Genomic DNA, 22,316 nt, shown 5'->3' on the forward strand with positions numbered 1-22,316 from the left:
GCTCATGGGCGGAACTCCTGGATCTCGTCGCGGCCCAGCAGGGCATCGGCCGGATTTTCCTCCAGGCGCCGGACCAGGCGATTGAGCGAGCGCAGCGCGGCGTGCAGTTCGCGCATGGCCGGGTCGAGCTCACCCACGCCCCGCAAGCCCCTCGCCAGGGAGTCCTCGTGGCGTGCGGTCAGGCGGTTCAGCCGGGCGGTGGTGGCCTCCAGGGATTGCATCGCTCGTTGCGCGCTTTCCAGGGTCTCGCGCCCCTCCTCGTCCATCAGCTCGTTGGCCTTCTCACCCAGGCGACTGAAGCTCTGCAGCGACGCCTCGACCTGGTCGCTGGTCCGCTCGAAACGCGCCATGGCCTCGCCGAGGACATCGCGCTGGTCGACCAGTGTCCGCGAGACGACCTCCAGGTTGCCCAGGGTGCGCGTCAGGCTCTCGGCGTTCTCCTCGGAGAGCAGCCGATTGGCATTGGTCAGCAACCGGTCCACCTCGGCGAAGAGCTCCTCGCTGTTGGAGAGCAGCGAGCTCAGCGGCGAGGGCTCGGCCTGGATCAGCGGAGGCTGGTCGCGGTCGCCCTCCAGGCGGGGGCTTTGCGGGCTGCCGCCAAGCAGTTGGATGTTCATGGTGCCGGTGATGTTGGCCAGCGCGAGGCTCGCGCGGGTGTCCTGCTTGACCGGTACGTCGCTGTAGACGCGGACCAGGGCCCTCACCTGGCGTGGGTCCCGGGGGTCGAGGCGCAGGGTGACCACATCACCGACCTCGATGCCGCTGTAGAGGACCGCATTGCCCTCGGACAATCCGCTGACGGCCCGGTTGAAGCCGATCTCGTACCAGGCATAGTCGCGGTCGACGCTGGACTTGCCGAGCCACAGGGCGAACAGCAGCGCGCTGCCCAGGGTGATCACCGTGAACAGCCCGATCAGCACATGGTGGGCGCGGGGTTCCATCGTCAGGGCTCCTCCACCGGGTGGGCCGCCTCATGGGCGGCACGGCCTCGGGGTCCATGGAAATAGTCGTGGATCCACTCATCGTCGGTGGCCGCGACGATGTCGAGGCGATCGGCGACCAGCACGCGGCCTTGCGACAGCACGGCCACCCGGTCGCAGGCGGTATAGAGGGTATCCAGGTCGTGGGTGACCAGGAAGACGCTCAGGCCCAGGGCGTCGCGCAGGGTCAGAATCAGGTGGTCGAAGGCCGCCGCGCCGATCGGGTCCAGGCCCGCCGTCGGCTCGTCCAGGAACAGCACCTCCGGGTCGAGCGCCAGGGCGCGGGCCAGCGCGGCTCGCTTGATCATGCCACCGGAGAGCTCGGCGGGATACTGGATCGCCGCCTCCCCGGGCAGGCCGGCCAGGGCCAGCTTGACCCGGGCCAGGGCCTCGGCATCGGGGCGGGAGAGTCCGATGTGCTCGATCAGCGGCAGGGCGACGTTCTCCTGCAGGGTCAGCGAGGTGAACAGTGCCCCGCGCTGGAAGAGCACCCCGAAGCGGCGCTCCACCCGGGAGCGCTCCCGGGCCGAGAGGCCCAGGAGGTCCTCCCCGAACACCTCGATCTGCCCGGCGCTGGGGCGCAGCAGGCCGACGATGCTGCGCAGCAGCACCGACTTGCCGGTGCCCGAGCCGCCGACCACGCCGAGGATCTCGCCCGGATAGAGGTCGAGGTCGAGGTCCTCGTGGACGCTGTTCTGGCCGAAGCGGTTGGCCAGCCCGCGGACCCGGATCAGGGGCGAGTCGCTCATCGGCAACTGTGCCACGCTCACCAGCCCATCTCCATGAAGAACAGCGCCGCCACCGCATCCAGCAGGATCACCACGAAGATCGACTGCACCACGCTCGAGGTGGTGTGCTCGCCCACCGACTGGGCGCTGCCGCTGACCTTGAAGCCCTCCAGGCAGCCGATCACCGCGACCAGGAAGGCGAACAGCGGCGCCTTGGAGAGGCCCACCAGGAAGTGCTCGAGCGGGATGTCGCGCTGCAGGATGGCCAGGAACTGGGTGAGCGAGATGTCCAGGGCCAGCAGGCAGACCAGGGCCCCGCCGAGGATGCCGCTGAGCATGCCGACGAAGGTGAGGATCGGCAGCGTCAGCATCATCGCCAGCACCCGCGGCAGCACCAGCAGCTCCACGGGGTCCAGGCCGAGGGTGCGGACGGCGTCGAGTTCCTCGTTGGCCTTCATGGCCCCGAGCTGGGCCGTGAAGGCGCTGGCGGTGCGACCGGCGAGCAGGATGGCGGCGAGCAGCACGCCGAACTCACGCAGGAAGGCGAAGGCGACCAGGTCGACCGTGTAGATGGTGGCGCCGAAGTCGCTCAGCACCGTGGCGCCGAGGAAGGCCACCACGGCACCCACCAGGAAGGTCAGCAGGGCGACGATGGGCAGGGCGTTGAGGCCCGTCTGATGCAGCTGGGCCACCACCGAGGTGAGGCGCCAGCGGCCCGGCCGCCAGGCGGTGACGGCGAGGGTGGCGAGCACCTGGCCGATGAAGCCGAGCAGCTGGCGCTGCTGCTGCCAGAGCCCCTCGACGAGCTGGCCGGTCCGCGCCAGGGTATCCCTCAGCGGCCGGGCGGGGCGCACCGGGGGCGGCCGGTTGTCGGCCATGGCCTGGCCCAGGGTGCGCAGCAGGGCACGGCGCGTCGCCGGCAGCTCAGGCGCCCAGTCGTCGATCGCGGCGAGCCGCTCGGCGCCGGTCAGCTCCATCAGCAGCACCGCGCCGGCGGTGTCCAGGGCGGCCAGCGGCGACAGGTCGATACCCCAGGCGGACGGCTCGCGGCCCCTGGCCAGGCGCTCGACCTGGCGCTTGAGGCTCGCGTGGTGCTCAAGCGTCCAGTCTCCCCGGATGGCCAGACGCTCGCCCTGCGGGTCGATCCGGCCGGGCTCGTTCACGGCCTTCGTCGCAGGCGCGGTCAAGGGTTCGTGCATGGCAGCGGGGCGTTGGGACGAGTCATGGTCTTCGATGGTATCAGGCCCTAGGATATTATATTAGCTTACCCTGTATTTTGCTCGGTCGCCGGCGCTCCTCCAAGTGACGACGGCGCGGCGAGCGGGTCCATGAGGCGTCGATCAACTACCATTATGGCCGCTCGCATGATTTTTACCGGCTGACAGGATCAACACGATGACCTCATCACCCTCCCTGGCCCGCGTCCTCCTGTGGCTGGGCCTGCTGGCGCTGCTTGGCGGGTGTTCCCTGCCGGATCTGGAAGGACGGCTCGAATCCTCGGCGCTGGATGAGGCGCAGAGTCGCGACACCTCGCTGGGCGAGGCCCTGGCGCCGGCGGTTGACGCCCACCCCGGCCTGAGCGGGATCTATCCGCTGGACAAGCCCGTCGACGCCTTCGCGGCGCGCATAGTGATGAGCCACGCCGCCGAGCGCACCTTGGACGTCCAATACTACATCTGGCATCCCGATACCACCGGGCTGCTACTCTTCGAGGCTCTGCTCGAGGCCGCGAATCGCGGCGTGCGGGTGCGCCTGCTGCTCGACGACAGCGGCACTGGGGGGATCGACGAGGAACTCGCCGCCCTCGCCAGCCACCCCAACATCCAGGTGCGGCTGTTCAACCCCTTCGTGGTGCGCGCGCCCAAGTGGATCGGCTTCCTGACCGACTTCTCCCGAGCCAACCGGCGGATGCACAACAAGTCCTTCACCGCCGACAATCAGGTCGCGGTAATCGGCGGGCGCAACATCGGCGACGAGTACTTTGGCGCCACGGGGGGGGTGACCTTCTCGGACCTGGACGTGCTGGCTGTCGGGGCGGTGGTCGACGACGTCTCGCGCGATTTCGATCGCTACTGGCAAAGCGGGTCCTCCTATCCCGCGCAGCGCATCCTCCCGGCCCTTGGACCGGAGGGACGGGTCCGGTTCACGCAGGCGGTGGCCGAGGCGATGCGCGATCCCGAGGCGGGTACCTATCTCAAGGCCGTGAGCCAGACGGAGCTCGTGCAGAGGCTGCTGGCCAACGACCTCGGCCTGACTTGGGCGCCAGTGCGCATGCTCAGCGACGACCCGGCCAAGGGGCTCGGCGAGGCGAGCGGGCAGGGACTGCTGAGCCATGACCTCACGCTGATCTTCGACGACGCCGAGCGTACCGTCGCCCTCGTCTCGCCCTACTTCGTGCCGGCTAAGGCCGGCACCCAGGCCTTCCGCGACCTGGAGCGCGACGGGGTCGAGGTCGAGGTGCTGACCAATGCCCTGGAGGCCACCGACGTGGCCGCCGTGCACGCCGGCTACGCCAAGCGGCGCAAGGCGCTGCTCGAGGCGGGGGTCGAACTCTGGGAGCTACGACGCAGCGCCCAGCACCAGGGGGACGACCTGAGTGCGGGGCCGTTCGGCAGCTCGGGCGCGAGCCTGCATGCCAAGACCTTCTCCGTGGACGGCGAGCGCGTCTTCGTGGGGTCGTTCAATTTCGACCCGCGCTCGGCCAACCTGAACACCGAGCTGGGGTTCATCATCGAAGATCCCTCGCTGGCCCAGCGCATCGATGCCGTCTTCGACAACGGGGTGCCGCAGAACGCCTACGAGGTGCGCCTGGACGCCGAGGGCGACCTCTATTGGCTCGAGCGTCGCGACGGCCAGGTGATTCGCCACGACGTGGAACCCAATTCGGGGCCGCTGCGGCGCTTCGTGGTCTCGCTGATCTCGCTGCTGCCCGTCGACTGGCTGCTCTAGCGGCGTGGGGGGCGGCGCCGCGAGGCTAGCGCCCCAGGCGCGCGAGTAGGCGCTGCCACCAGGGCGCGCCCGCCGCCTCGCCGCGAGGCGATGCGCTGGCGGCGGGCGAGACGGCCAGGAAGGCGGCGATGGGCGCGACCTGGTCGCGTCGGTCGAGCATCGGGGCGTGGCCGCAGCCCGGCACCTCGTGGCTGACGAGCCCGGGCTGCGCCTCGGCCATGCGGGTCACGCTCTCGGCCTTGAGCAGCGGCGAGTGCCGGCCGCGAACGACCATCAGCGGGCAGCGGATCGCGGCCCAGTCGGCCCAGGTGTCCCGGGGGGTGTCATGGACGAATTGCTCGCCGATGCGGGGATCGTAGTGGTAGGTCCAGCTGCCGTCGGGCAGGCGACGGGCACTGCCCAGGGCGAGGCGACGCCAGGCGTCGTCGCCCTCGATGCCGAAGCCGGTGTAGTGGCGCCTGAGCTCGGCCTCCAGGTCGCTGAAGCGGCTGAAGCGATGGGGCGCGCCGAAGTACTTGGCCAGGTCCGCCAGGCCCTCGGGGGCGAGTTCCGGGCCCACGTCGTTGAGCACCAGCCGCTCGATTCGCGCCGCGCTCTCCGGCTCGGCGGCCAGGAGCATGCCGATCAACCCGCCCATGGAGGTGCCCACCCAGGGGACTCGCTCGAGGCCGAAGTGGTCGAGCAGCGCCACTGCTACGCTCATGTAGTGCGCGTAGAGGTAGTCGTGGGCGGGGTAGAGCGACCAGCTCGACAAGCCGCGCCCCGGGGTGTCAGGGGCAAGCACCCGCCACTCGGGTCCCAGCTCGCGGGCGAAGTCGGCGAAGTCGCCGCCGTGGCGGGCCAGGCCATGCCAGGCGATGACGGTGCGCGGTGCCTCGGGGTGCCAGATCCGTACGGCGACCTCCAGCTCCCGTACCTTGACGAGTTCCAGAGCATCCATGGGCGTTCTCCCTCAGTGGGCTTTGCGGCAACGGGCCATGTGGTCAAGGGCCAGGTGGTCAAGGGCCATGCTGTAGCGGACGACGCCGCGATGGACCATGCTGCAAGGCAGCATAGCGGACTTTCCCGAACAGGGGCCAGGTTCCACCATGTCATGACAGGTTAGCGGTGGACTAAAGCAGTACACATGCGACAATGTATGTAAATTTATTCGTCCAGACACCGAGGATCTCCCGATGATGCGTCCCCGTCACCTTCGCTGCACCGGACTGCAGTTCGCCCGCTGCGCCCTGCTGCCGGCCCTGGTCGCGGCGGCCGCCGCCACGCCCGTGCAGGCGGCGGATCTGTTGACCATCGCCCGCGATGCCATCGAGAACAACGCCGAGCTGGCCGCGGCCCGCTCCCAGACCAGCAGCGTCGAGGCGGGACGGGACGTGCAGCAGGGTGACCTGCTGCCTCAGGTCGATGTCTCGGGCAACGTGACCCACAACCGCCAGTACGAGAGCCAGACGGGCGCGTTCCAGACCGGCGGGGACGACAGCTACAACGGCGCCAGCCTGAGCCTGGAGGCCACCCAGGCCCTCTTCGACGCCCGGAACTCGCGCGAGGTGGAGCAGGCCGAGCGCGAGGTCGACCAGCAGCTCTACCGGCTGGCCGCCACCGAGCAGCAGGTGCTGATCGATGTCTCCTCGGCCTATTTCGAGATCCTGCGTGCCTTCGAGGTGCTCGAGGCCCGTCGCGCCCAGGAGCGGGCCATCGGCCGCCAGCTGGAGCAGGCCCGGGAACAGTTCGAGGTGGGGCTGATCGCCATCACCGAGGTCGAGGAGGCCCAGGCGGCCTTCGACCAGGCGCGGGCCGAGGGCATCACGGCCCAGAGCAACCTGCAGGTCAGCTTCGAGGCCCTGGAGCGCCTGACCGGCCAGCGCTACGCCAGCATCGATTCGCTGGGCGACGAGATCCCCATCGCGCCGCCCACCCCGGCGGATCGCGACCACTGGGTGGAGCTCGCCATGGAGAACAATCCCCAGGTGCTGGCCAGCCAGGCCGGGGTCGAGGTCTCGCGCGGCAGCGTCGACATCGCCCGAGCCGGCCGCCTGCCCACGGTGAATGCCTTCGCCAACTACAACTATGCCGACGATGACCGCGACGCGATCCAGGGCCACACCTCCGCCAGCCAGGTGGGCGTCGGCGTGAACCTGCCGCTCTTCACCGGCGGGCGCACCTCGGCCAGCATCCGCCAGAACACCTACCTGCTGGAGGCCAGCCAGTATGACTTCGAGGCCCAGCGCCGCGACACCGTCCAGCAGGTCCGCTCCTTCTATACCCAGGTCAGCAACGACGTCTCCACGGTGGAGGCCCGCGCCCAGGCCATCGTGTCCAACCAGAGCGCGCTGGATGCCACCCGCGCCGGCTACGAGGTGGGCACCCGCAACATCGTCGACGTGCTCAACGCCGAGCAGAATCTCTACTCCGCCATCGCCGAGCACGCCAGCGCCCGCTACGACTACGTGATCAACCTGCTCACCCTGCGCCAGCAGTCCGGGGTTCTGGATGTCCCGGCGGTGGAGGAGATCAATGCGTGGCTGGATGGCAGCAGCGTCTCCTTCACCCTGCCCGAGGACGCCGCGTCTGCTGACGCGGCCATGGAGATCGGCGAGCCCCCGCGTCCCCGCTAGAATTTAGCGTCCTAACGTTTACATCCATACACGAGTGAATGTAAGATTCGCCGCTCCTCTGACGCGCCCAACGGAAAGTGACCCATGACAACCATCATCGAACGAGGCCGGGGCGGCCTGCTCGCCCTGGCCGCGGGGCTGTTGCTCGTCGCCTGCGGACAGCAAGACGCTCCCCAGCAGCAGTCGTCCGGCCAGGGGGAGGCGCCTCCCCAGCCCAAGCAGGTCATGGAGATGGCCCGCCAGGACCTGCCGCTGGACAAGTCCTACCCCGCCAAGCTGCGCAGCGACGACGAGGTCACCCTGGTGGCCCGGGTGACCGGCTTCCTCGAGGAGCGCCACTTCGAGCCGGGCGAGATGGTGGAGAAGGGCGAGAGCCTCTATTCCATCGAGCCGGACCTCTACGAGTCCGTGGTGGCCCAGCGCGAGGCCGACCTGGAGAGCGCCCGCGCCGAGCTCGCCCGTGCCCAGCGCGATGCCAACCGCTTCCAGCAGCTGCTCAGCCAGAACTCGGTCAGCCGGCAGCAGGTCGACCAGGCCCAGGCAGAGCTGAACGTGGCCCGGGCCGCAGTCTCCCAGGCCGAGGCGGCGCTGGCCAATGCCCGCATCGACCTCGGCTATGCCGACGTCACCGCGCCGGTGGCCGGCATGATCGGCCTCAGCGCGGTCAACCTGGGCAACCTGGTGCAGCCGGGGACGCAGCTGGCCACCATCACGCCCCTGGACCCGCTGGAGGTCCGCTTCCAGTTGCCCCAGCAGGATGCCTTCGCGCTGCGTCGCCAGCTGCGTGACCAGCCCATCGACGCGATCACCGCCTGGCTCGAGCTGCCGGGCGGCGTCGGAGGCGAGGATGGCCGCCTCGAGGGCCACCTGGAGTTCCTCGGCTCGCGGGTCGACGAGGCCACCAGCACCGTCCAGGCCACCGCGGCCTTCGAAAATCCCGAGGCCGCCGTGCTGCCCGGCCAGTTCGTGCGCGTGCACCTCGAGGGCATGAAGCGCTTCGACGTGATGGCGGTGCCCGAGATCGCCCTGACCCAGGGGCTGATGGGTCCCCAGGTCTTCGTGCTCGACGAGGACGACAAGGCCAGGGCGCGCACCGTGGAGCTCGGCGAGATCGCCGGCCCCTGGCAGATCCTGCGCGACGGGATCGAACGCGGCGACCGCGTCGTGGTGGGGGACCCCGCCGGCCTGCAGCCCGGCACGGCCATCGAGCCCAAACCCTTCGAGGGCATCGAGCAGGACGCCGGTGATGAGAAGAGCGACGCGCCCGCGGTCGAGGGAGACGCCGGGCCATGACCTTCTCCAACTTCTTCATCAAGCGGCCGATCTTCGCGACGGTGCTGGCCATCATCCTGACCCTGATCGGGCTGATGAGCCTGCGGGTGCTGCCCATCGAGCAGTACCCGAGCGTGGTGCCGCCCACGGTCTCGGTCAACGCCAGCTTCCCGGGGGCCGACGCCGAGACCGTGGCCCAGACCGTGGCCGCGCCACTGGCCGAGGCCATCAATGGCGTCGAGGACATGCTCTACATGAGCTCGACCAGCGCCGACAACGGCTCGATGCAGCTGAAGGTGGCCTTCGACATCGGCACCGATGGTGACATCAACACCATCAACGTCAACAACCGGGTGCAGGGGGCGCTTTCGCAGCTGCCCGAGGCGGTGCAGTCCCAGGGGGTGACGGTGGAGCTCAGCTCCAGCTCGATCCTGATGCTGGTCTCGCTGATCTCCCCCGACGGTGACTACGACCGCACCTACATGCAGAACTACGCCACCCTCAACATCCTGGACGCGCTGCGCCAGGTGTCCGGGGTGGGCGACGCCGAGGTGCTCGGCGGCGGCGAGTTCGCCATGCGGGTGTGGATGGACCCGGACCGGCTGGCCCAGTACGACCTGACGCCCAGCGAGGTGGCCCAGGCCATCCGCGCCCAGAACACCGAGGTGCCGGCGGGCAACCTGGCGGCCACGCCCCAGTCCGAGCCGCGGGCCTTCACCTACACCATCACCGCCGGCGGCCGGCTGTCGAGCACCGACGACTTCCGCGACATCTTCCTGCGCACCAACCCGGACGGCTCGGCCCTGCGCCTGGACGACGTGGCGCGCATCGAGCTGGGGGCCTCCTTCTACGGGATCGAGGCGCGGCTCAACGGCGGTACCATGACGCCGATCATCATCAACCAGCAGCCTGGCGCCAATGCCCTGGAGACCGCCGCCGCGGTCGAGGCCACCATGGATGAGCTCGCGGGGCGTTTTCCCCCGGGGCTGGAGTACGTGGTGCCCTATGACACCACCCAGTTCATCGATGCCTCCGTGGAGACGGTCTTCCACACCTTCATCGAGGCCTTCCTGATCGTCGGCGTCATCCTGTTCATCTTCCTGCAGAACTGGCGCTTCACGGTGATCGCCATGTCGGTGGTGCCGGTCTCGGTGCTGGCGACCTTCGCCGGCTTCTTCGCCTTCGGCTTCACCATCAACCTGCTGACGCTGTTCGCCCTGGTGCTCTCCATCGGCATCGTGGTGGACGACGCCATCCTGGTGGTGGAGAACGTCGAGCGGGTGCTCGGCGAGGACGAGGAGATCACGGTCCGCCAGGCGACGATCCAGGCCATGCGCGAGGTGGGCGGGCCGATCATCGCCACCTCGCTGATCATGGCGGCGGTGTTCGTGCCGGTGGCCTTCCTGGGCGGCTTCACCGGCCAGATCTACCAGCAGTTCGCGCTGACCATCGCCATCTCGGTGTCCTTCTCGGCGCTGATGGCATTGACCTTCACCCCGGCGCTCTCGGCGATCTTCATCAAGCTCAAGTGGCACCAGTCCACCACCGTCGTGGGCCGCGCGATGCGCACGCCCCTGCGCCTCTTCGACCGGCTGTTCGCCGGCATCACGGCCGCCTACATGTGGGGAGTCAGGCAGCTGGTGCGTTTCTGGGGGCTGGCGCTGTTGCTCACCGCCCTGGTGGGCGGCGGCTCCTGGTGGCTCTACCAGAACACCCCCGCGACCCTGGTCCCGGAGACCGACCAGGGCATCGTGCTCGCCGCCGTGCAGCTGCCGGATTCCGCCTCGCTGTCGCGCACCCGGGACTACATGGGCAAGCTGAGCGCGGCCATCGAGGAGGTGCCGGGGGTGCGCTACTCCTCGGCGGTGGCCGGCTACGACATCCTGTCGAGCTCCGTGAACACGGCCCGCGGGATCATCTTCGTCACCCTGGACCCCTGGGCGGAGCGCGAGATCACGGCCAGTGGCCTGGTCGGGCGCATCATGCAGCTCGGCGCCCGCATCGAGGGCGGCTCGGCCATGGCCTTCAACATGCCGCCCATCGTGGGGCTCTCCACCACCGGCGGCTTCACCGGCTACCTGCAGTCCTACGAGGGGGCCTCGCCCCAGGAGCTCTACCAGGCCTCGCTGAAGGTGATGCAGGCCGCCGGCGAGCACCCGGCCCTGAAGCGGGTGTTCACCACCTTCAACGTCAACGTGCCCTCCTTCCGGGCCGAGATCGACCAGCAGAAGGCGCTGAGCTACGGGGTCTCCCTGCAGGACCTGAACTCGACCCTGTCGAACACCTTCGGCAACGGCTTCGTCAACTTCTTCAGCTACCAGAACCGCAACTTCCAGGTCTACCTGCAGAACGAGGACGAGTTCCGCAAGACGCCCTCGGACGTGGACAACGTCTTCGTCCGCGCCGGCAACGGCGAGCGCATCCCGCTCTCCGAGTTCGTGACCCTCGAGCGCCAGGCCGCCCCGGCGGTGGTTACCCGCTTCGGCGTCTACACCGGCGCCCAGTTCCAGGGCGGCCCGGCCCCCGGCTACAGCTCCGGGCAGGCGATCGCCGCCATGGAGGAGATCGTCTCGGAGAAGCTCGGCGACGGCTGGGGCATGGGCTGGACCGGCACCGCCTACCAGGAGAGCCAGGCGGGCAGTGCGGCGACCCTGGCCATCGTCTTCGGCCTGCTGATGGTGTTCCTGATCCTGGCGGCCCAGTACGAGAGCTGGTCGCTGCCGTTGGCGGTACTGACCGCCACGCCCTTCGCCTTCCTGGGCGGGGTCGGCGGCATCTTCCTGCGCGGACTGGACACCAGCGTCTACGTGCAGATCGGCATGCTGGTGGTGGTGGGCCTGGCGGCCAAGAACGCCATCCTGATCGTCGAGTTCGCCGAGCTGCAGCGCCGCGAGATGGGCCGCTCGATCCGCGAGGCGGCGGTGACGGCGGCGGAGCTGCGCTTCCGGCCGATCGTCATGACGTCCCTGGCGTTCATCTTCGGGACCCTGCCGCTGGCGCTCGCCACCGGGGCGAGCGACACCAGCAGCCACCACATCGGCACCACGGTGGCGGTGGGCATGGCCTCGGTGGCGGTGCTCGGCAGCCTCTTCGTGCCGACCTTCTACGCCATGATCGCCTCGGTCACCGCCTGGCTTCGCCGCAAGGCCGGCATGGCGACCGGCGAGGAGGGCACGCCTGCGCTGGAGCAGGACGCGCGCTGAGTGAGCCGCGATCCGCGACGGCGGGCACCGCACCCTGGTGGGCGGTGCCCGCCGTCGTTTGGGGGGCGTGAACGGAGGGACGATGGCCTCGTCTATGCTGAGGGCAGGAAGCCCCGCTGAACCGCCCCCTGGCTGGAGACGCCCCATGAACGCCGCCATCGACCTCGCCACCCGCTTTCCGCTCGTCGTCTTCACGGTGCTGCTGGCGCTGCTGGCGGTCTACTGGCTGCTGGTGGCCCTGCGCCTGGCGCCCGTCGAGCTCTTCGAGCACGACAGCCTCAAGGATGATCACCTGGCCAGCGCCCTGGTGTCGCTGGGCTTCGCCGGGGTGCCGGCCTCGCTGGCGTTGACCCTGCTGGTGGTGCTGGCGGGCGCGCTGACCCTGGCACTCGAGCTGGCGGTGCTGCGCTGGCTGCCGCTGGGCTTCTTCCGCATCCCGCTGGGCGTGGGGGTGATCTGGGGGGCCTTCGCGCTGGCCTCGCCGCCGGCATCATGGCTCTGCCTGCGGCTGCTCCATCGGCTGCACCAACGCTCGCCCCATGCGCCTGAGCGCCTGCCGCGCTGCCTGCTCGGCGAGCGGGTGCGCGTCACGGCGACGGCCGAGGGCGACGAGCCCGTCGTCACGGCGGTGCTGGAGGACGACCCGACCCACGAGGTGCGCCTCGCCACCAAGTCCGGCGACGTGCCGCACCCGGGAGAGCATCGGGTCCTGGTGAAGTACCTGACGGTGGATGGCCGCTATCGCGCCGTGCCCGAGCGTGACTACCTGGATGCCCGCACGCGGCTGCGGCGGCTGCACCTGCTCCGTCGGCTTCAGCGGCGTGACGGCACGTCAGCCTGAGGCGTCGGCCTCCTGGCGAGCCAGCAGGGCCAGCTGGGCGTCGACCAGGCTCATGCCGTGCTCGTGCAGGGAGAAGGCCTCGGTATCGCGAAGCCAGTCGTGGAAGAGGCCGCTCAGCACCGACTGCAGCAGGCGGGTGGCGATTTCCGGGCCAATGTCGTCGCGCAGCAGGCCCTGCTCGCGGGCGTCGGTGATGTAGCCGAGCAGGGCGTCCAGGCATTCGCTGGCCATCTCGGTCTGCATGGCCTGTGGGTCGATGTCGCTGAAGAACTCGCAGCGGTGGAGGAGGATGGCGTGGACGCGGCGGTAGCGGGGCTGCTCCAGTCGCAAAAAGCCGAGCTGGCAGCCGAGCCGGATGGCCTCCAGCGGCGAGTCGTCGGGGCCGCTGGTCTCGTCGACCAGTTCCTGGAACGGCATGCGCACTCGGTCGAGCATGGCCCGGAAGAGGTCGGCCTTGTTGCGGAAGTGCCAGTAGACGGCGCCGCGGGTCAGGTCGGCATGGCGGGCAATCTGTTCCAGCGAGGTGCGGGCGACGCCCCTCTCGAAGAACACCTCCTCGGCGGCGTCGAGCAGGGCCTCGCGCGTGGCTTGGGCTTCGGCCTTGGTGCGTCTGGCCATGGCGGGGGGCTCCAGCATTCTCGGGATGGCGCCATTCTACCCGAGTGTCCCGGTTTTTACATTCATGCATGTATGGATATGTCATCGCCGGCCGCGCGGCCGGCGGGCTCGTCTTCCACGGGCCAGGGGCGTATAAGGAACCCACGGAAAAACATCGTATCGTGACGCAAGGAGCGCACCATGGCCCGTTCCCACTTCGAACTCGCCGGCACCCGCGTCGCGCCCGGCGGGCGCATCCAGATCGACGTGCCCGTGGCGCGCCTCTACACTCATGCGCCGCTCTATATTCCCCTGGAGGTGGTCCACGGCCGGCAGTCGGGCCCGGTGCTGCTGGTCTGCGGCGGCATCCACGGCGACGAGATCAACGGCGTAGAGATCGTGCGCCGCCTGCTGCGCTCCAAGCAGCTCCAGGGGCTGCGCGGGACCCTGATCGGGGTGCCCATCGTCAACGTCTTCGGCTTCGTGCAGCACAGCCGCTACCTGCCGGACCGGCGCGACCTCAACCGCTGCTTCCCGGGCAGCGAGTCGGGCTCCCTGGGGGGCCGTGTGGCGGCGCTGTTCCGCGAGCAGATCGTCGACCAGGCCAGCCACATCATCGACCTGCATACCGGGGCGATCCACCGCACCAACCTGCCGCAGATCCGCGCCCAGATCACGCCCGGCGGCGAGACCGAGCGCATGGCCAATGCCTTCGGGGCGCCGGTGATCCTCAACGCCGACCTGCGCGAGGGCAGCCTGCGCCACTATGCCCAGACCCACGGCATCCCGGTGCTCACCTACGAGGCGGGGGAGGCGCTGCGCTTCGACCAGTGGGCGATCACCCCGGGGGTGCGGGGCGTTCTTAGGGTGATGCGCCGGCTCGGCATGCTGACCGGCGAGCATCGCCGACGCCCGGCCCCGTCGGCGGAGATCGCCAACGGCTCGAGCTGGGCGCGGGCGCCCATCGACGGCATCCTCCGGCCCAAGGTGCGGCTCGGCGCCCGGGTGGCCAAGGGCGAGCTGCTGGGGCGGGTGGCGGACCCCTTCGGCAACGCCGAGGGGGAGGTGCGCGCCGTGGCCGACGGCATCGTCATCGGCATGAGCCGGCTGCCGCTGGCCAACGAGGGCGAGGCGCTCTTCCACATCGCCCGCTTCGATGCCATCGAGGAGGCCGAGAGCGCCATCGAGGACTTCCAGTCGAGCCTCGAGCCGCCGCCCGACTCGCTCTACTGACACGCGATCCTGTCGTGCAGGGCAGATACACCCAGGCAATACGACAACGGCGCCGATCGCTCGGCGCCGTTTCGCGTTCTGGAGGGTGTCGCGCGACGTGGAGCGCCGCCGGGCCTGCATGCCGAGGCTATGCCACGGCGGCGGGCTCGCGCTCGGCCACCAGGCCCAGGGCGTCGTCGAAGACCTGCAGGCCCGCACCCTCGCGGTGGGCGTTCTCGGAGAGGTGGCGGCGGAACTTGCGACCGCCCGGCTGGCCCTGGAAGAGGCCCAGCAGGTGGCGGGTGAGGTGGTTGAGCTTCGCGCCCTCGTCGAGGCGACGGGCGATATAGGGGCGCAGGGCGCGGGCCGCCGCGTGGCGGCTCTCGGCCGGGCCCGTCTCGCCGTAGAGCGCGGCGTCCACGCCGGCCAGCAGCCAGGGGTTCTGGTAGGCCTCGCGGCCGACCATCACGCTGTCGACGCGCTCGAGCTGCTCGCGGCACTCGTCCAGGGTCTTGATGCCGCCGTTGATGCCGACATGAAGCTCCGGGCGGCCCGCCTTGAGGCGATGCACCCGCGGGTAGTTGAGCGGCGGCACGTCGCGGTTCTCCTTGGGGGAGAGCCCCTCGAGCCACGCCTTGCGGGCGTGCACGATGAAGGTGTCGCAGCCGGCGTCGGCCACCGTGGCGATGAAGCGCTCCAGATCGGCGTCCTCGTCCTGGTCGTCGATGCCGATGCGGCACTTCACGGTGACCGGGATCGACACCGCCTCCCGCATGGCGCGCACGGCGGCGGCGACCTTTTCCGGATGGCCCATCAGGCAGGCGCCGATCAGGTTGTTCTGCACACGGTCGCTCGGGCAGCCGACGTTGAGGTTCACCTCGTCGTAGCCCCATTCCTCGGCGATGGCCGCGCACTCGGCGAGCTCAAAGGCGTCGCTGCCGCCGAGCTGAAGGGCGAGGGGGTGCTCGACCTCGTCATAGCCGAGGAAGCGCGAGCGCGGGCTGCCGTGCAGGATGGCGCCGGTGGTCACCATCTCCGTGTAGAGCAGCGCGCGGCGGGTCAGGGTCCGGGCGAACGCGCGGTAGTCGCGGGTCGTCCAGTCCATCATGGGGGCCACGGAAAATGTGCGGTCGAGCGGTTGCATCGGCATCACGGGGTGTCGGTCGGGAAGGCGCACATTCTACCAGCCCTGGTCACTTTCTGCCCAACTCACAAGCACGTCATACAAGCTCTTCCTCTGCCGTCAATCGGGCGGTGATGGCATGCCCCGTTCTTCGTGGATGCCTGCAGGTCTACAGTGATGGTGTGTACCTGCTTCTGGTGATCTATGTGCGGACGATTTGCGCTCTATAGCCCCACTCCCAAGGTCTCCGAGGCCCTGCGCCTGCCGCTGGAGGAGGCCGGGGAAATAGCGCCGCGCTACAACGTGGCGCCGGGCACCTGGATCACGGTGTTGCGTCATCCTGGCGATGACGCGCCGCTGGTGATGGACGAGGCGTGGTGGGGCTATCGGCCGCACTGGGCCAGGGAGAAAGCGCCGGAGCCGATCAATGCCACCGTCGAGAAGGTGGCCACCTCGAACTACTTCCGCGGGGCCTTCGCCCATCACCGCTGCCTGGTGCCGGCGGACGGCTGGTACGAGTGGCTGCCGGTGGACGGCAGGAAGCAGCCGCACTTCCTGTGTCGGGAGGATCGAGAACCGCTCTGGCTGGCGGGCATCTGGAGCGAGCGGCCGGACGGCAGGCCCGGCTGCGCCATCCTCACCGAGCCGGCCCGGGGCGTGGCGAGCGAGATCCACGACCGCATGCCGTTGGTGCTGGACGAGACGAGCCTGGAACCCTGGCTCGACCCGCACCTGACCGACCGCGAGACGATTCGCGGCGCGGTGCATCACCTGGCGGCGGGGCGGCTCACCCACTGGCCGGTGAGCACAAGGGTGAACCGCACCGGCAACGAGGGCGCCGACCTGATCGAGCCGGTGCCGTCATGAGACGACGGGGGCGATCTCTTCGGTGAGCGAGGAAAACCGGACACGCAGAAACACCAAGGCCCGCATCGGCGGGCCTTGGTGCTCATAGCCTTGCGGCTAGATAGGGTCTGTCTGATCGACGATCAGATGGCTTCGATGTTGGAAGCCTGCAGGCCTTTCTTGCCCTGAACCACGTCGAAAGAGACCTGCTGGCCGTCCTGGAGGGACTTGAAGCCATCAGCCTTGATTTCGGAGAAGTGGGCAAAGAGGTCATCGCCGCCGTCGGTCGGGGTGATGAAGCCAAAGCCTTTTGCGTCGTTGAACCACTTAACTGTGCCAGTAGCCATGTCATGACTCCTTTCTTTCATTGGCGCAATGCGCCGTATACGAAGTTACCGGGTGTAGCCCCGACTGCTAGTGGGTAAAACAAGGGGATATAACCAGACAACCGAAAGGATTCGACTACTACTGACAATATGCATCTTGCTAACCAACTGAGACACACGATGTCACGGATATGCGGTGGCGTCAACACTATTCTGGGTCGGCAACTCACCGCCGCCATTCACGACCGGCTCGGGAACCCATTCCAGGGCCGCTCGTCCATAGTGGTGGCAACCGACACGATCCATGACATAAGGAGCAATGCATGAGCCATGATCTCACCAGCCACCAGTGGGAACTGCTGGCCGGGGTGCTGCAGCACGGCGGGGTGCTGGCCGCGCCCTTCGGCCACCTCGGCGTGGACAGCCTGCTGGCGGGGGTGCTGTCGGACATCGATGCCCTGGAGGAACGGGGCCTGATCGCCGTGGAGCGCTCGGGCGATGGCGATGAGCCCGCGCGGCTCACCCTGACGGAGGCGGGCTATGCGGCCCTGGGCATGGCCTAGGGCGAGCTCCCGGGGCGGGCGACTCCGTCCCGGGCCCCGGAAAGGCCGCGCGGGTTGACCGCCATCACCATGCGGCGGGGGGCGGTGTGCTATGAAGGAAGGAGCAAGCACGGCCGTGCCGCCCCGGCAGGGCGGCCGGATCACCACGACAGGAGAAGTGCCATGGCGGATCGGAAGCAGGAACTGGAGGGGCTGCGCGACGAGCTGATCGAACGGTTCGATCGCTACAAGGCCCACAAGGAGCAGAGGAATGGTCCGCTGGACAAGGACGTGGAGGATCAGTCCATCGAGGTGGTGAACGACGAGGTCATCGAGGCCCTGCAGCAGGAAGCTGAGGACGAGCTTTGCCAGGTGATGCATGCGCTGAAGCGCATCGAGGCGGGGGAGGGTGACGACTGCGAGCGCTGTGGCGAGCCCATCGACGGCCGTCGCCTGGCGGCGTTGCCCTACACCACGGTCTGCCGCGACTGCGCGGACCTGTGAGGAACGGACCCGGGAGGACCGGGAGTGATAGTGTGGTCGCTCATCGACAGGGCGGGAGGCGTGCATGACGGCATGGGTTCGAGCGATCGGGGCGGGCATGGTGCTGGTGTGGCTGGCGGGCTGCGGCGGCAGCGAGGAGCCGACCAGCGACCCGACCCCGGTGGCCGAGATGGCGGCGGAGTCGCCCGAGCCGGCGACGGAGGCGGCGCCGGAGGTGCCGCCCTTCACGGAGCCGGTGACGATCGATGTCGCGTCGCGCCTGGGCCAGGACCGTCGCCTGACGGTGCAAGGCGAGACCAACCTGCCCCATGACACCCGGCTGCAGGTGCTGGTGGAGCGGGAGCTCAGCGGGGTGCGCTGGCGGGAGCGCGTGTCGGTGGCCCAGGGCGGCTTCGTGGCCGGCCCCTTCGGACCGGGCAGCGGCCTGCCCGATGGCGGCTATCGCGTCACGGTCGAGGTGCAGGAGGGCAGCGTCCAGCCGGCCTCGGTGCGTGCCCGGCTGGGCGAGGACAACGAGCAGCTGCAGGGGCCCCTGGTGGAGCAGTCACGGCATGGGCTGGGGCAGGTGGCCCGATTCACCAAGCGCTTCCTGGTGGGCAGCGAGACGCGCCACACCCAGGATCGCGTCGAGGTGATGGAGGTGGAGTAGCGGCTCAGAGCGGCTGGGCGCGCCAGTGGGCCACCAGCTTGCCCACCAGTCGGCAGCAGGGGGTGTAGGGAATGAGCTCGTCGCTGTCCTGGCGCTGGAACATCAGTTCCCCGGTGGGGCCCTGGGTGACCCGGCGGATGGCCAGGATGCCGTCATCCTCGATGAGGTAGAGGCCTGGCTGGCGGAAGATGTCGCTGGGCGCGATGGCCACCAGGTCGCCTTCCTTGAGGAAGTCGAAGTGCTCGCCCGGGGCCGGGGTCACCAGGTGGCAGTCGCCGTCCCAGCGCTGGCCGGGCACCAGCTCGATGGGCAGCTCGATGACCCGCTGCTTGCCGTCCTGCCAGGGCAGCGGCGGGTGGCGACGCAGGTACAGCGGCGAGGCGTGGGATCCCTCGTCCTCGAGCAGCCGCGACAGCGGGCAGTTGAGCGCCTGGGCCAGGGCGACCAGCCGCTCGTGGCCGATCTGCTTGATGGCGCCCGACTCCCAGTAGGAGATGGTGACGTCCGACACCCCGACCCTCCTTGCCAGGGCCGCCTTGTTGAGCTTGGCCTCCAGCCGAAGTTCCTTGATACGAGGGCCGAGTGTTTCCATTACGTCATCATCCTGCGGTCGAAATTGAGTGGAGTGATCTTCCGTGCTGGCTCGAGGCCGCGCAACATCAGGGGATCAACGATAATTCTGCCTTAATCTCGGCGCGTGTGAGGCGTATCGATATAACGCTTTTGACGCCTCACCACGCCACCTCCTCGCCGGCCCAGTCCAGGAAGATGCCGCTCCGCTCCGGGGTGCATTGCTCCAGCACGTCCAGCAGCCGCTCGGCCACGAAGGCCGGGGTGAACAGCTTGCCCTCGGGGATGCGCGCCTGGAAGGGTGCCGAGAGGGGCGTGTCCGTGGTGCCGGGGTGCAGGCAGGCGATGGCGGCCTGGCGGTTGAGGCGGCGAAGCTCCACGGCGGCGGTCTTCATCAGCATGTTGTGGGCGGCCTTGCTGGCCCGGTAGGCGTACCAGCCGCCCAGCCGGTTGTCGCCGATCGAGCCGACCCGGGCCGAGAGGCTGGCGAAGAGGGCCGGGTGGTGTCCCTTGAGGCTCGGCTGCAGCGCCTTGAGCAGCAGGGCCGGGGTGATGGCGTTGACGTGGTAGAGCCGGGCCATGGCCTCGGCGTCCAGGTCGTCGAGCTTCTTCTCCGGTTCGATGCCCAGGGCCTCGTCGTGGAGCATGCCGATGGCGTTGAAGACCAGGTGCACGGGCGTGCCGTCCAGGGCCCTGGCGAGCGCCTCGGCGCCGTCCGGCGTACCCAGGTCCAGGGCGAGGGACTCGATGCGGGGATCCGGGTGCGGGGGCGCGGAGCGGCTCACGGCGATCACCCGGCCGGGGCGGTCGCTTGCGAGCAGGGCCTCCACCACCGCGGTTCCGATGCCGCCGGAGGCGCCGGTGACCACGGCGGTGAAGTCGTCGGGGAGTCTCGGGAGCATGACGGTCCTTCTTCTCGGGAATTAAGGTGCAGCATGGACCGCGGGACAGGGGAATGATTCCCGGTCACGGCTGCCCGGCGCTGGCCAGGTGCGTATAATGCCGGCATTCGCCCGCCACCTCGGGGCGGCCCCATTCCATCGACAGGACCCAAGGACGACATGACCGTACGCACTCGTATCGCGCCGTCACCCACCGGCGACCCCCATGTGGGCACCGCCTATATCGCCCTGTTCAACCTCTGCTTCGCGCGCCAGCACGGCGGCCAGTTCATCCTGCGGATCGAGGACACCGACCGGGTGCGCTCGACGGCCGAGTCCGAGCAGATGATCCTCGACTCGCTGCGCTGGCTGGGGCTGGAGTGGGACGAGGGCCCCGACGTGGGCGGTCCCCATGGCCCCTACCGCCAGAGCGAGCGCGGCGACATCTACGGCGAGTATGCCCGGCAGCTGGTCGAGGCCGGCCATGCCTTCAGGTGCTACCGCACCAGCGAGGAGCTCGACGAGCTGCGCGAGGCGCGCAAGGCGGCCGGCATGCACCTGGCCCTGAAGCCCACCGACCTGGCCCTGCCCGACGAGGAGGTCGCCCGCCGCGAAAGGGAGGGCTGGCCCCATGTGGTGCGCATGAAGGTGCCCGCCACCGGGACCTGCGTGGTCGACGACATGCTGCGCGGCGTCATCGAGGTGGACTGGGCCCAGGTGGATGCCCAGGTGCTGCTCAAGTCGGACGGCATGCCCACCTATCACCTGGCCAACGTGGTCGATGACCACCTGATGGGCATCACCCACGTGCTGCGGGGCGAGGAGTGGATCAACTCGGCGCCCAAGCACCAGCTGCTCTACGACTACTTCGGGTGGGAGATGCCGGTGCTCTGCCACATGCCGCTGCTTCGCAATCCCGACAAGTCGAAGCTGTCCAAGCGCAAGAACCCGACCTCCATCAACTACTATCGGCGCATGGGCTTCCTGCCCCAGGCGGTGACCAACTACCTGGGTCGCATGGGCTGGTCGATGCCCGACGAGCGGGAGAAGTTCAGCCTCGACGAGATGATGGCGCACTTCGACGTCCAGCGAGTCTCGCTGGGCGGGCCGGTCTTCGACCTCGACAAGCTGACCTGGCTCAACGGCGTCTATATCCGCGAGGACCTCGACGACGCGGCCTTCCTCAAGGCGCTCATGGAGTGGGCCTTCAACGAGGAATACGTTGGCCAGATCCTCCCCCAGGTGCGCCCCCGGGTCGAGACGCTCTCCCAGGTGGCGCCCCTGGCCGGGCACTTCTTCTCGGGCCTGCCGGCCATCGAGGAAGCCAGCTTCGACGAGGTGAAGCTCTCCCGCGAGGATCTGCTGAAGCTGCTGCAGTTCCTGGTATGGCGCTTCGAGGTCGTGCCCGCCTGGCACAAGGATGCGCTGCTCGGCGAGGTCAAGGCGCTGGCGGGGCACTTCGAACTGAAGATGAAGGCCTTCCTGGCTCCCGTTTTCATCGCCATCACCGGCTCCTCGTCGAGCACCTCGGTGATGGACGCCATGGCGATCCTCGGCTCCGACATGACCCGGGCGCGCCTGCGCCACGCCATCGAGGTGCTGGGCGGGGTCTCCAAGAAACAGGCCAAGCGCTTCGAGAAGGAATTTCGCGAACTCGCGTGATTGCCTGTTGACGAAGATGGGGCTTATCAGTAACATACGCCCCGTCTTCAAGAGATTGGGGCCTTAGCTCAGCTGGGAGAGCGCAACACTGGCAGTGTTGAGGTCAGCGGTTCGATCCCGCTAGGCTCCACCAAATCGTCTCGATCGAAGATGCTGCGTCCCATTCGTCTAGTGGTCCAGGACACCGCCCTTTCACGGCGGTAACAGGGGTTCGAACCCCCTATGGGACGCCACCTCCTATTCTTCATATCCTAATGCTTTTTCCTGACCAGCCGGTTTATCCGCTTGCCTGGCCCGTTTTCGCGTCTTCCCCCTCCCGTTCCCCGAGGGCGACATTTTCTTGCCATATCGGCCTGAAATCCCCTTGACTTGTCCACGTTCCCTGCCTAGGGCTGGCGGCCTGTGCATAGTATCGGCACAAACCCCCGTGGTTGCTGGGTTTCTTATATATATCTTCCATTTCAAAGACTTACGATAGGTCAAAAAATGACCAATCTAAGAGCGTCCCCCTGTTCATGGCGATTCGGCGACCTTTTCGAGAGGTTTTGAACAGGGTTATCCACAGAATGTGTGGAAAACGGGCGACACCTTTCCAGAAGCTCATGTAGGTGATTAAGTCAACCTGATTAGATGAGATTTCTAGTGTTCTGGTATCAGGCCCGGTGAACGCGACGAGCGGCCCCTGAGGCCACCCTGTTGCCTGCGTCGGTAGGCTTCCCAGAAAGTAGGGCGTCATGGCCTGGCAGGGCGCTCAGTCGCCGCGATAGGGGGAGCCAGCGGGCAGGGGAGATGAGGGCAGAGAGAAAGGGTGAGATG

Annotated in this window: 20 protein-coding genes and 2 tRNA genes; 13 read left to right on the plus strand and 9 right to left on the minus strand. The window is 68.5% G+C overall.

What is annotated here, in order from left to right; translation table 11 throughout:
• Window positions 1-2 precede the first annotated feature (2 nt).
• From BOX17_RS12575 to BOX17_RS12585, 3 genes are read right to left on the minus strand one after another with little or no spacing between them, the layout of a single operon-like run.
• Window positions 3-941 carry an MlaD family protein gene (locus tag BOX17_RS12575; RefSeq protein WP_071945070.1) on the minus strand — a complete coding sequence of 313 codons (939 nt, stop codon included), beginning with the start codon at window positions 939-941 and terminating at the stop codon, window positions 3-5.
• Window positions 942-943: 2 nt separating this feature from the next.
• A complete protein-coding gene (locus tag BOX17_RS12580; protein WP_071945072.1) occupies window positions 944-1,729 on the minus strand; it encodes an ABC transporter ATP-binding protein in 786 nt (261 codons plus the stop codon).
• 17 nt (window positions 1,730-1,746) lie between these two features.
• Window positions 1,747-2,871, minus strand: a complete 1,125-nt coding sequence (locus BOX17_RS12585) for an ABC transporter permease (protein ID WP_244272140.1) — start codon at window positions 2,869-2,871, stop codon at window positions 1,747-1,749.
• Window positions 2,872-3,103: 232 nt separating this feature from the next.
• On the opposite strand from BOX17_RS12585, the gene BOX17_RS12590 reads away from it, so the two are divergent.
• Complete coding sequence (locus BOX17_RS12590; protein WP_071945076.1) at window positions 3,104-4,657, plus strand: phospholipase D family protein; 1,554 nt, start codon at window positions 3,104-3,106, stop codon at window positions 4,655-4,657.
• A gap of 25 nt (window positions 4,658-4,682) precedes the next feature.
• Here BOX17_RS12590 and BOX17_RS12595 read toward each other — a convergent pair whose 3' ends face one another.
• On the minus strand, window positions 4,683-5,597 hold the full coding sequence (locus BOX17_RS12595; protein ID WP_071945078.1) for an alpha/beta fold hydrolase: 915 nt from the start codon (window positions 5,595-5,597) through the stop codon (window positions 4,683-4,685).
• A 235-nt stretch (window positions 5,598-5,832) separates the two neighbouring features.
• Here BOX17_RS12595 and BOX17_RS12600 point away from each other — a divergent pair, with 235 nt between their 5' ends.
• The 4 genes from BOX17_RS12600 to BOX17_RS12615 all read left to right on the plus strand — a co-directional run bounded on the left by BOX17_RS12600 (window position 5,833) and on the right by BOX17_RS12615 (window position 12,588).
• Window positions 5,833-7,272 (plus strand): TolC family outer membrane protein, encoded by a 1,440-nt coding sequence (locus tag BOX17_RS12600; RefSeq protein ID WP_244272141.1) that lies wholly within the window; start codon window positions 5,833-5,835, stop codon window positions 7,270-7,272.
• An 84-nt stretch (window positions 7,273-7,356) separates the two neighbouring features.
• Window positions 7,357-8,565 (plus strand): efflux RND transporter periplasmic adaptor subunit, encoded by a 1,209-nt coding sequence (locus BOX17_RS12605; protein WP_071945080.1) that lies wholly within the window; start codon window positions 7,357-7,359, stop codon window positions 8,563-8,565.
• Window positions 8,562-11,747, plus strand: coding sequence for an efflux RND transporter permease subunit (locus BOX17_RS12610; protein WP_071945083.1), 3,186 nt, complete (start codon window positions 8,562-8,564; stop codon window positions 11,745-11,747). Before BOX17_RS12605 ends, BOX17_RS12610 begins: the two co-directional genes overlap by 4 nt.
• Before the next feature lie 145 nt (window positions 11,748-11,892).
• The gene (locus BOX17_RS12615; RefSeq protein WP_071945085.1) at window positions 11,893-12,588 is read left to right on the plus strand and encodes a hypothetical protein; all 696 of its coding nucleotides are present in this window, start codon (window positions 11,893-11,895) and stop codon (window positions 12,586-12,588) included.
• Here BOX17_RS12615 and BOX17_RS12620 read toward each other — a convergent pair.
• A complete protein-coding gene (locus BOX17_RS12620; protein ID WP_071945087.1) occupies window positions 12,580-13,206 on the minus strand; it encodes a TetR family transcriptional regulator in 627 nt (208 codons plus the stop codon). The two genes, BOX17_RS12615 and BOX17_RS12620, sit on opposite strands and share 9 nt — an antisense overlap.
• 180 nt (window positions 13,207-13,386) lie before the next feature.
• Between BOX17_RS12620 and BOX17_RS12625 the strand changes: the two genes are divergently transcribed.
• Entirely contained in the window at window positions 13,387-14,418 is a 1,032-nt protein-coding gene (locus BOX17_RS12625; protein WP_071945089.1) for a succinylglutamate desuccinylase/aspartoacylase family protein, read from the plus strand.
• A gap of 127 nt (window positions 14,419-14,545) precedes the next feature.
• Here the strand turns inward: BOX17_RS12625 and dusA are convergent, their stop codons facing one another.
• On the minus strand, window positions 14,546-15,541 hold the full coding sequence (gene dusA, locus BOX17_RS12630) for a tRNA dihydrouridine(20/20a) synthase DusA (RefSeq protein WP_071946864.1): 996 nt from the start codon (window positions 15,539-15,541) through the stop codon (window positions 14,546-14,548).
• A gap of 183 nt (window positions 15,542-15,724) precedes the next feature.
• On the opposite strand from dusA, the gene BOX17_RS12635 reads away from it, so the two are divergent.
• Window positions 15,725-16,387: an SOS response-associated peptidase gene (locus BOX17_RS12635; protein WP_071945091.1), complete on the plus strand. Its 663-nt coding sequence runs from the start codon at window positions 15,725-15,727 to the stop codon at window positions 16,385-16,387.
• Between the two features lie 122 nt (window positions 16,388-16,509).
• Here BOX17_RS12635 and BOX17_RS12640 read toward each other — a convergent pair whose 3' ends face one another.
• Window positions 16,510-16,713, minus strand: coding sequence for a cold-shock protein (locus BOX17_RS12640; RefSeq protein ID WP_071945093.1), 204 nt, complete (start codon window positions 16,711-16,713; stop codon window positions 16,510-16,512).
• Window positions 16,714-17,015: 302 nt separating this feature from the next.
• On the opposite strand from BOX17_RS12640, the gene BOX17_RS12645 reads away from it, so the two are divergent.
• From BOX17_RS12645 to BOX17_RS12655, 3 genes are all read left to right on the plus strand, one after another.
• Entirely contained in the window at window positions 17,016-17,255 is a 240-nt protein-coding gene (locus BOX17_RS12645) for a hypothetical protein (protein WP_071945095.1), read from the plus strand.
• 162 nt (window positions 17,256-17,417) lie between these two features.
• Window positions 17,418-17,738, plus strand: a complete 321-nt coding sequence (locus BOX17_RS12650; protein WP_071945097.1) for a TraR/DksA family transcriptional regulator — start codon at window positions 17,418-17,420, stop codon at window positions 17,736-17,738.
• Window positions 17,739-17,802: 64 nt separating this feature from the next.
• A complete protein-coding gene (locus tag BOX17_RS12655; RefSeq protein ID WP_071945099.1) occupies window positions 17,803-18,387 on the plus strand; it encodes a hypothetical protein in 585 nt (194 codons plus the stop codon).
• Between the two features lie 4 nt (window positions 18,388-18,391).
• Here the strand turns inward: BOX17_RS12655 and BOX17_RS12660 are convergent, their stop codons facing one another.
• Complete coding sequence (locus BOX17_RS12660) at window positions 18,392-18,979, minus strand: helix-turn-helix domain-containing protein (RefSeq protein WP_071945101.1); 588 nt, start codon at window positions 18,977-18,979, stop codon at window positions 18,392-18,394.
• A 139-nt stretch (window positions 18,980-19,118) separates the two neighbouring features.
• Window positions 19,119-19,859, minus strand: a complete 741-nt coding sequence (locus BOX17_RS12665; protein ID WP_071945103.1) for an SDR family NAD(P)-dependent oxidoreductase — start codon at window positions 19,857-19,859, stop codon at window positions 19,119-19,121.
• A gap of 159 nt (window positions 19,860-20,018) precedes the next feature.
• Here BOX17_RS12665 and gltX point away from each other — a divergent pair, with 159 nt between their 5' ends.
• From gltX to BOX17_RS12680, 3 genes are all read left to right on the plus strand, one after another.
• A complete protein-coding gene (gltX, locus tag BOX17_RS12670) occupies window positions 20,019-21,500 on the plus strand; it encodes a glutamate--tRNA ligase (RefSeq protein ID WP_071945105.1) in 1,482 nt (493 codons plus the stop codon).
• A 57-nt stretch (window positions 21,501-21,557) separates the two neighbouring features.
• Window positions 21,558-21,633, plus strand: a tRNA-Ala gene (locus tag BOX17_RS12675).
• 24 nt (window positions 21,634-21,657) lie between these two features.
• A tRNA-Glu gene (locus BOX17_RS12680) sits at window positions 21,658-21,733 on the plus strand.
• Window positions 21,734-22,316: the final 583 nt, after the last annotated feature.

Origin of the sequence: Halomonas aestuarii (assembly GCF_001886615.1) — a bacterium.
In the GTDB taxonomy this organism is placed as follows: Bacteria; Pseudomonadota; Gammaproteobacteria; order Pseudomonadales; family Halomonadaceae; genus Halomonas; species Halomonas aestuarii.

Excerpts from the sequence above, each read along its gene's own strand:
- BOX17_RS12575 (WP_071945070.1), bottom strand. The coding sequence starts at position 941 with ATGGAACCCCGCGCCCACCATGTGCTGATCGGGCTGTTCACGGTGATC.
- BOX17_RS12580 (WP_071945072.1), bottom strand. The coding sequence starts at position 1,729 with ATGAGCGACTCGCCCCTGATCCGGGTCCGCGGGCTGGCCAACCGCTTC.
- BOX17_RS12590 (WP_071945076.1), top strand. The coding sequence starts at position 3,104 with ATGACCTCATCACCCTCCCTGGCCCGCGTCCTCCTGTGGCTGGGCCTG.
- BOX17_RS12595 (WP_071945078.1), bottom strand. The coding sequence starts at position 5,597 with ATGGATGCTCTGGAACTCGTCAAGGTACGGGAGCTGGAGGTCGCCGTA.
- BOX17_RS12600 (WP_244272141.1), top strand. The coding sequence starts at position 5,833 with ATGATGCGTCCCCGTCACCTTCGCTGCACCGGACTGCAGTTCGCCCGC.
- BOX17_RS12605 (WP_071945080.1), top strand. The coding sequence starts at position 7,357 with ATGACAACCATCATCGAACGAGGCCGGGGCGGCCTGCTCGCCCTGGCC.
- BOX17_RS12610 (WP_071945083.1), top strand. The coding sequence starts at position 8,562 with ATGACCTTCTCCAACTTCTTCATCAAGCGGCCGATCTTCGCGACGGTG.
- BOX17_RS12615 (WP_071945085.1), top strand. The coding sequence starts at position 11,893 with ATGAACGCCGCCATCGACCTCGCCACCCGCTTTCCGCTCGTCGTCTTC.
- BOX17_RS12620 (WP_071945087.1), bottom strand. The coding sequence starts at position 13,206 with ATGGCCAGACGCACCAAGGCCGAAGCCCAAGCCACGCGCGAGGCCCTG.
- BOX17_RS12625 (WP_071945089.1), top strand. The coding sequence starts at position 13,387 with ATGGCCCGTTCCCACTTCGAACTCGCCGGCACCCGCGTCGCGCCCGGC.
- dusA (WP_071946864.1), bottom strand. The coding sequence starts at position 15,541 with ATGCAACCGCTCGACCGCACATTTTCCGTGGCCCCCATGATGGACTGG.
- BOX17_RS12635 (WP_071945091.1), top strand. The coding sequence starts at position 15,725 with ATGTGCGGACGATTTGCGCTCTATAGCCCCACTCCCAAGGTCTCCGAG.
- BOX17_RS12640 (WP_071945093.1), bottom strand. The coding sequence starts at position 16,713 with ATGGCTACTGGCACAGTTAAGTGGTTCAACGACGCAAAAGGCTTTGGC.
- BOX17_RS12645 (WP_071945095.1), top strand. The coding sequence starts at position 17,016 with ATGAGCCATGATCTCACCAGCCACCAGTGGGAACTGCTGGCCGGGGTG.
- BOX17_RS12650 (WP_071945097.1), top strand. The coding sequence starts at position 17,418 with ATGGCGGATCGGAAGCAGGAACTGGAGGGGCTGCGCGACGAGCTGATC.
- BOX17_RS12655 (WP_071945099.1), top strand. The coding sequence starts at position 17,803 with ATGACGGCATGGGTTCGAGCGATCGGGGCGGGCATGGTGCTGGTGTGG.
- BOX17_RS12660 (WP_071945101.1), bottom strand. The coding sequence starts at position 18,979 with ATGGAAACACTCGGCCCTCGTATCAAGGAACTTCGGCTGGAGGCCAAG.
- BOX17_RS12665 (WP_071945103.1), bottom strand. The coding sequence starts at position 19,859 with ATGCTCCCGAGACTCCCCGACGACTTCACCGCCGTGGTCACCGGCGCC.
- gltX (WP_071945105.1), top strand. The coding sequence starts at position 20,019 with ATGACCGTACGCACTCGTATCGCGCCGTCACCCACCGGCGACCCCCAT.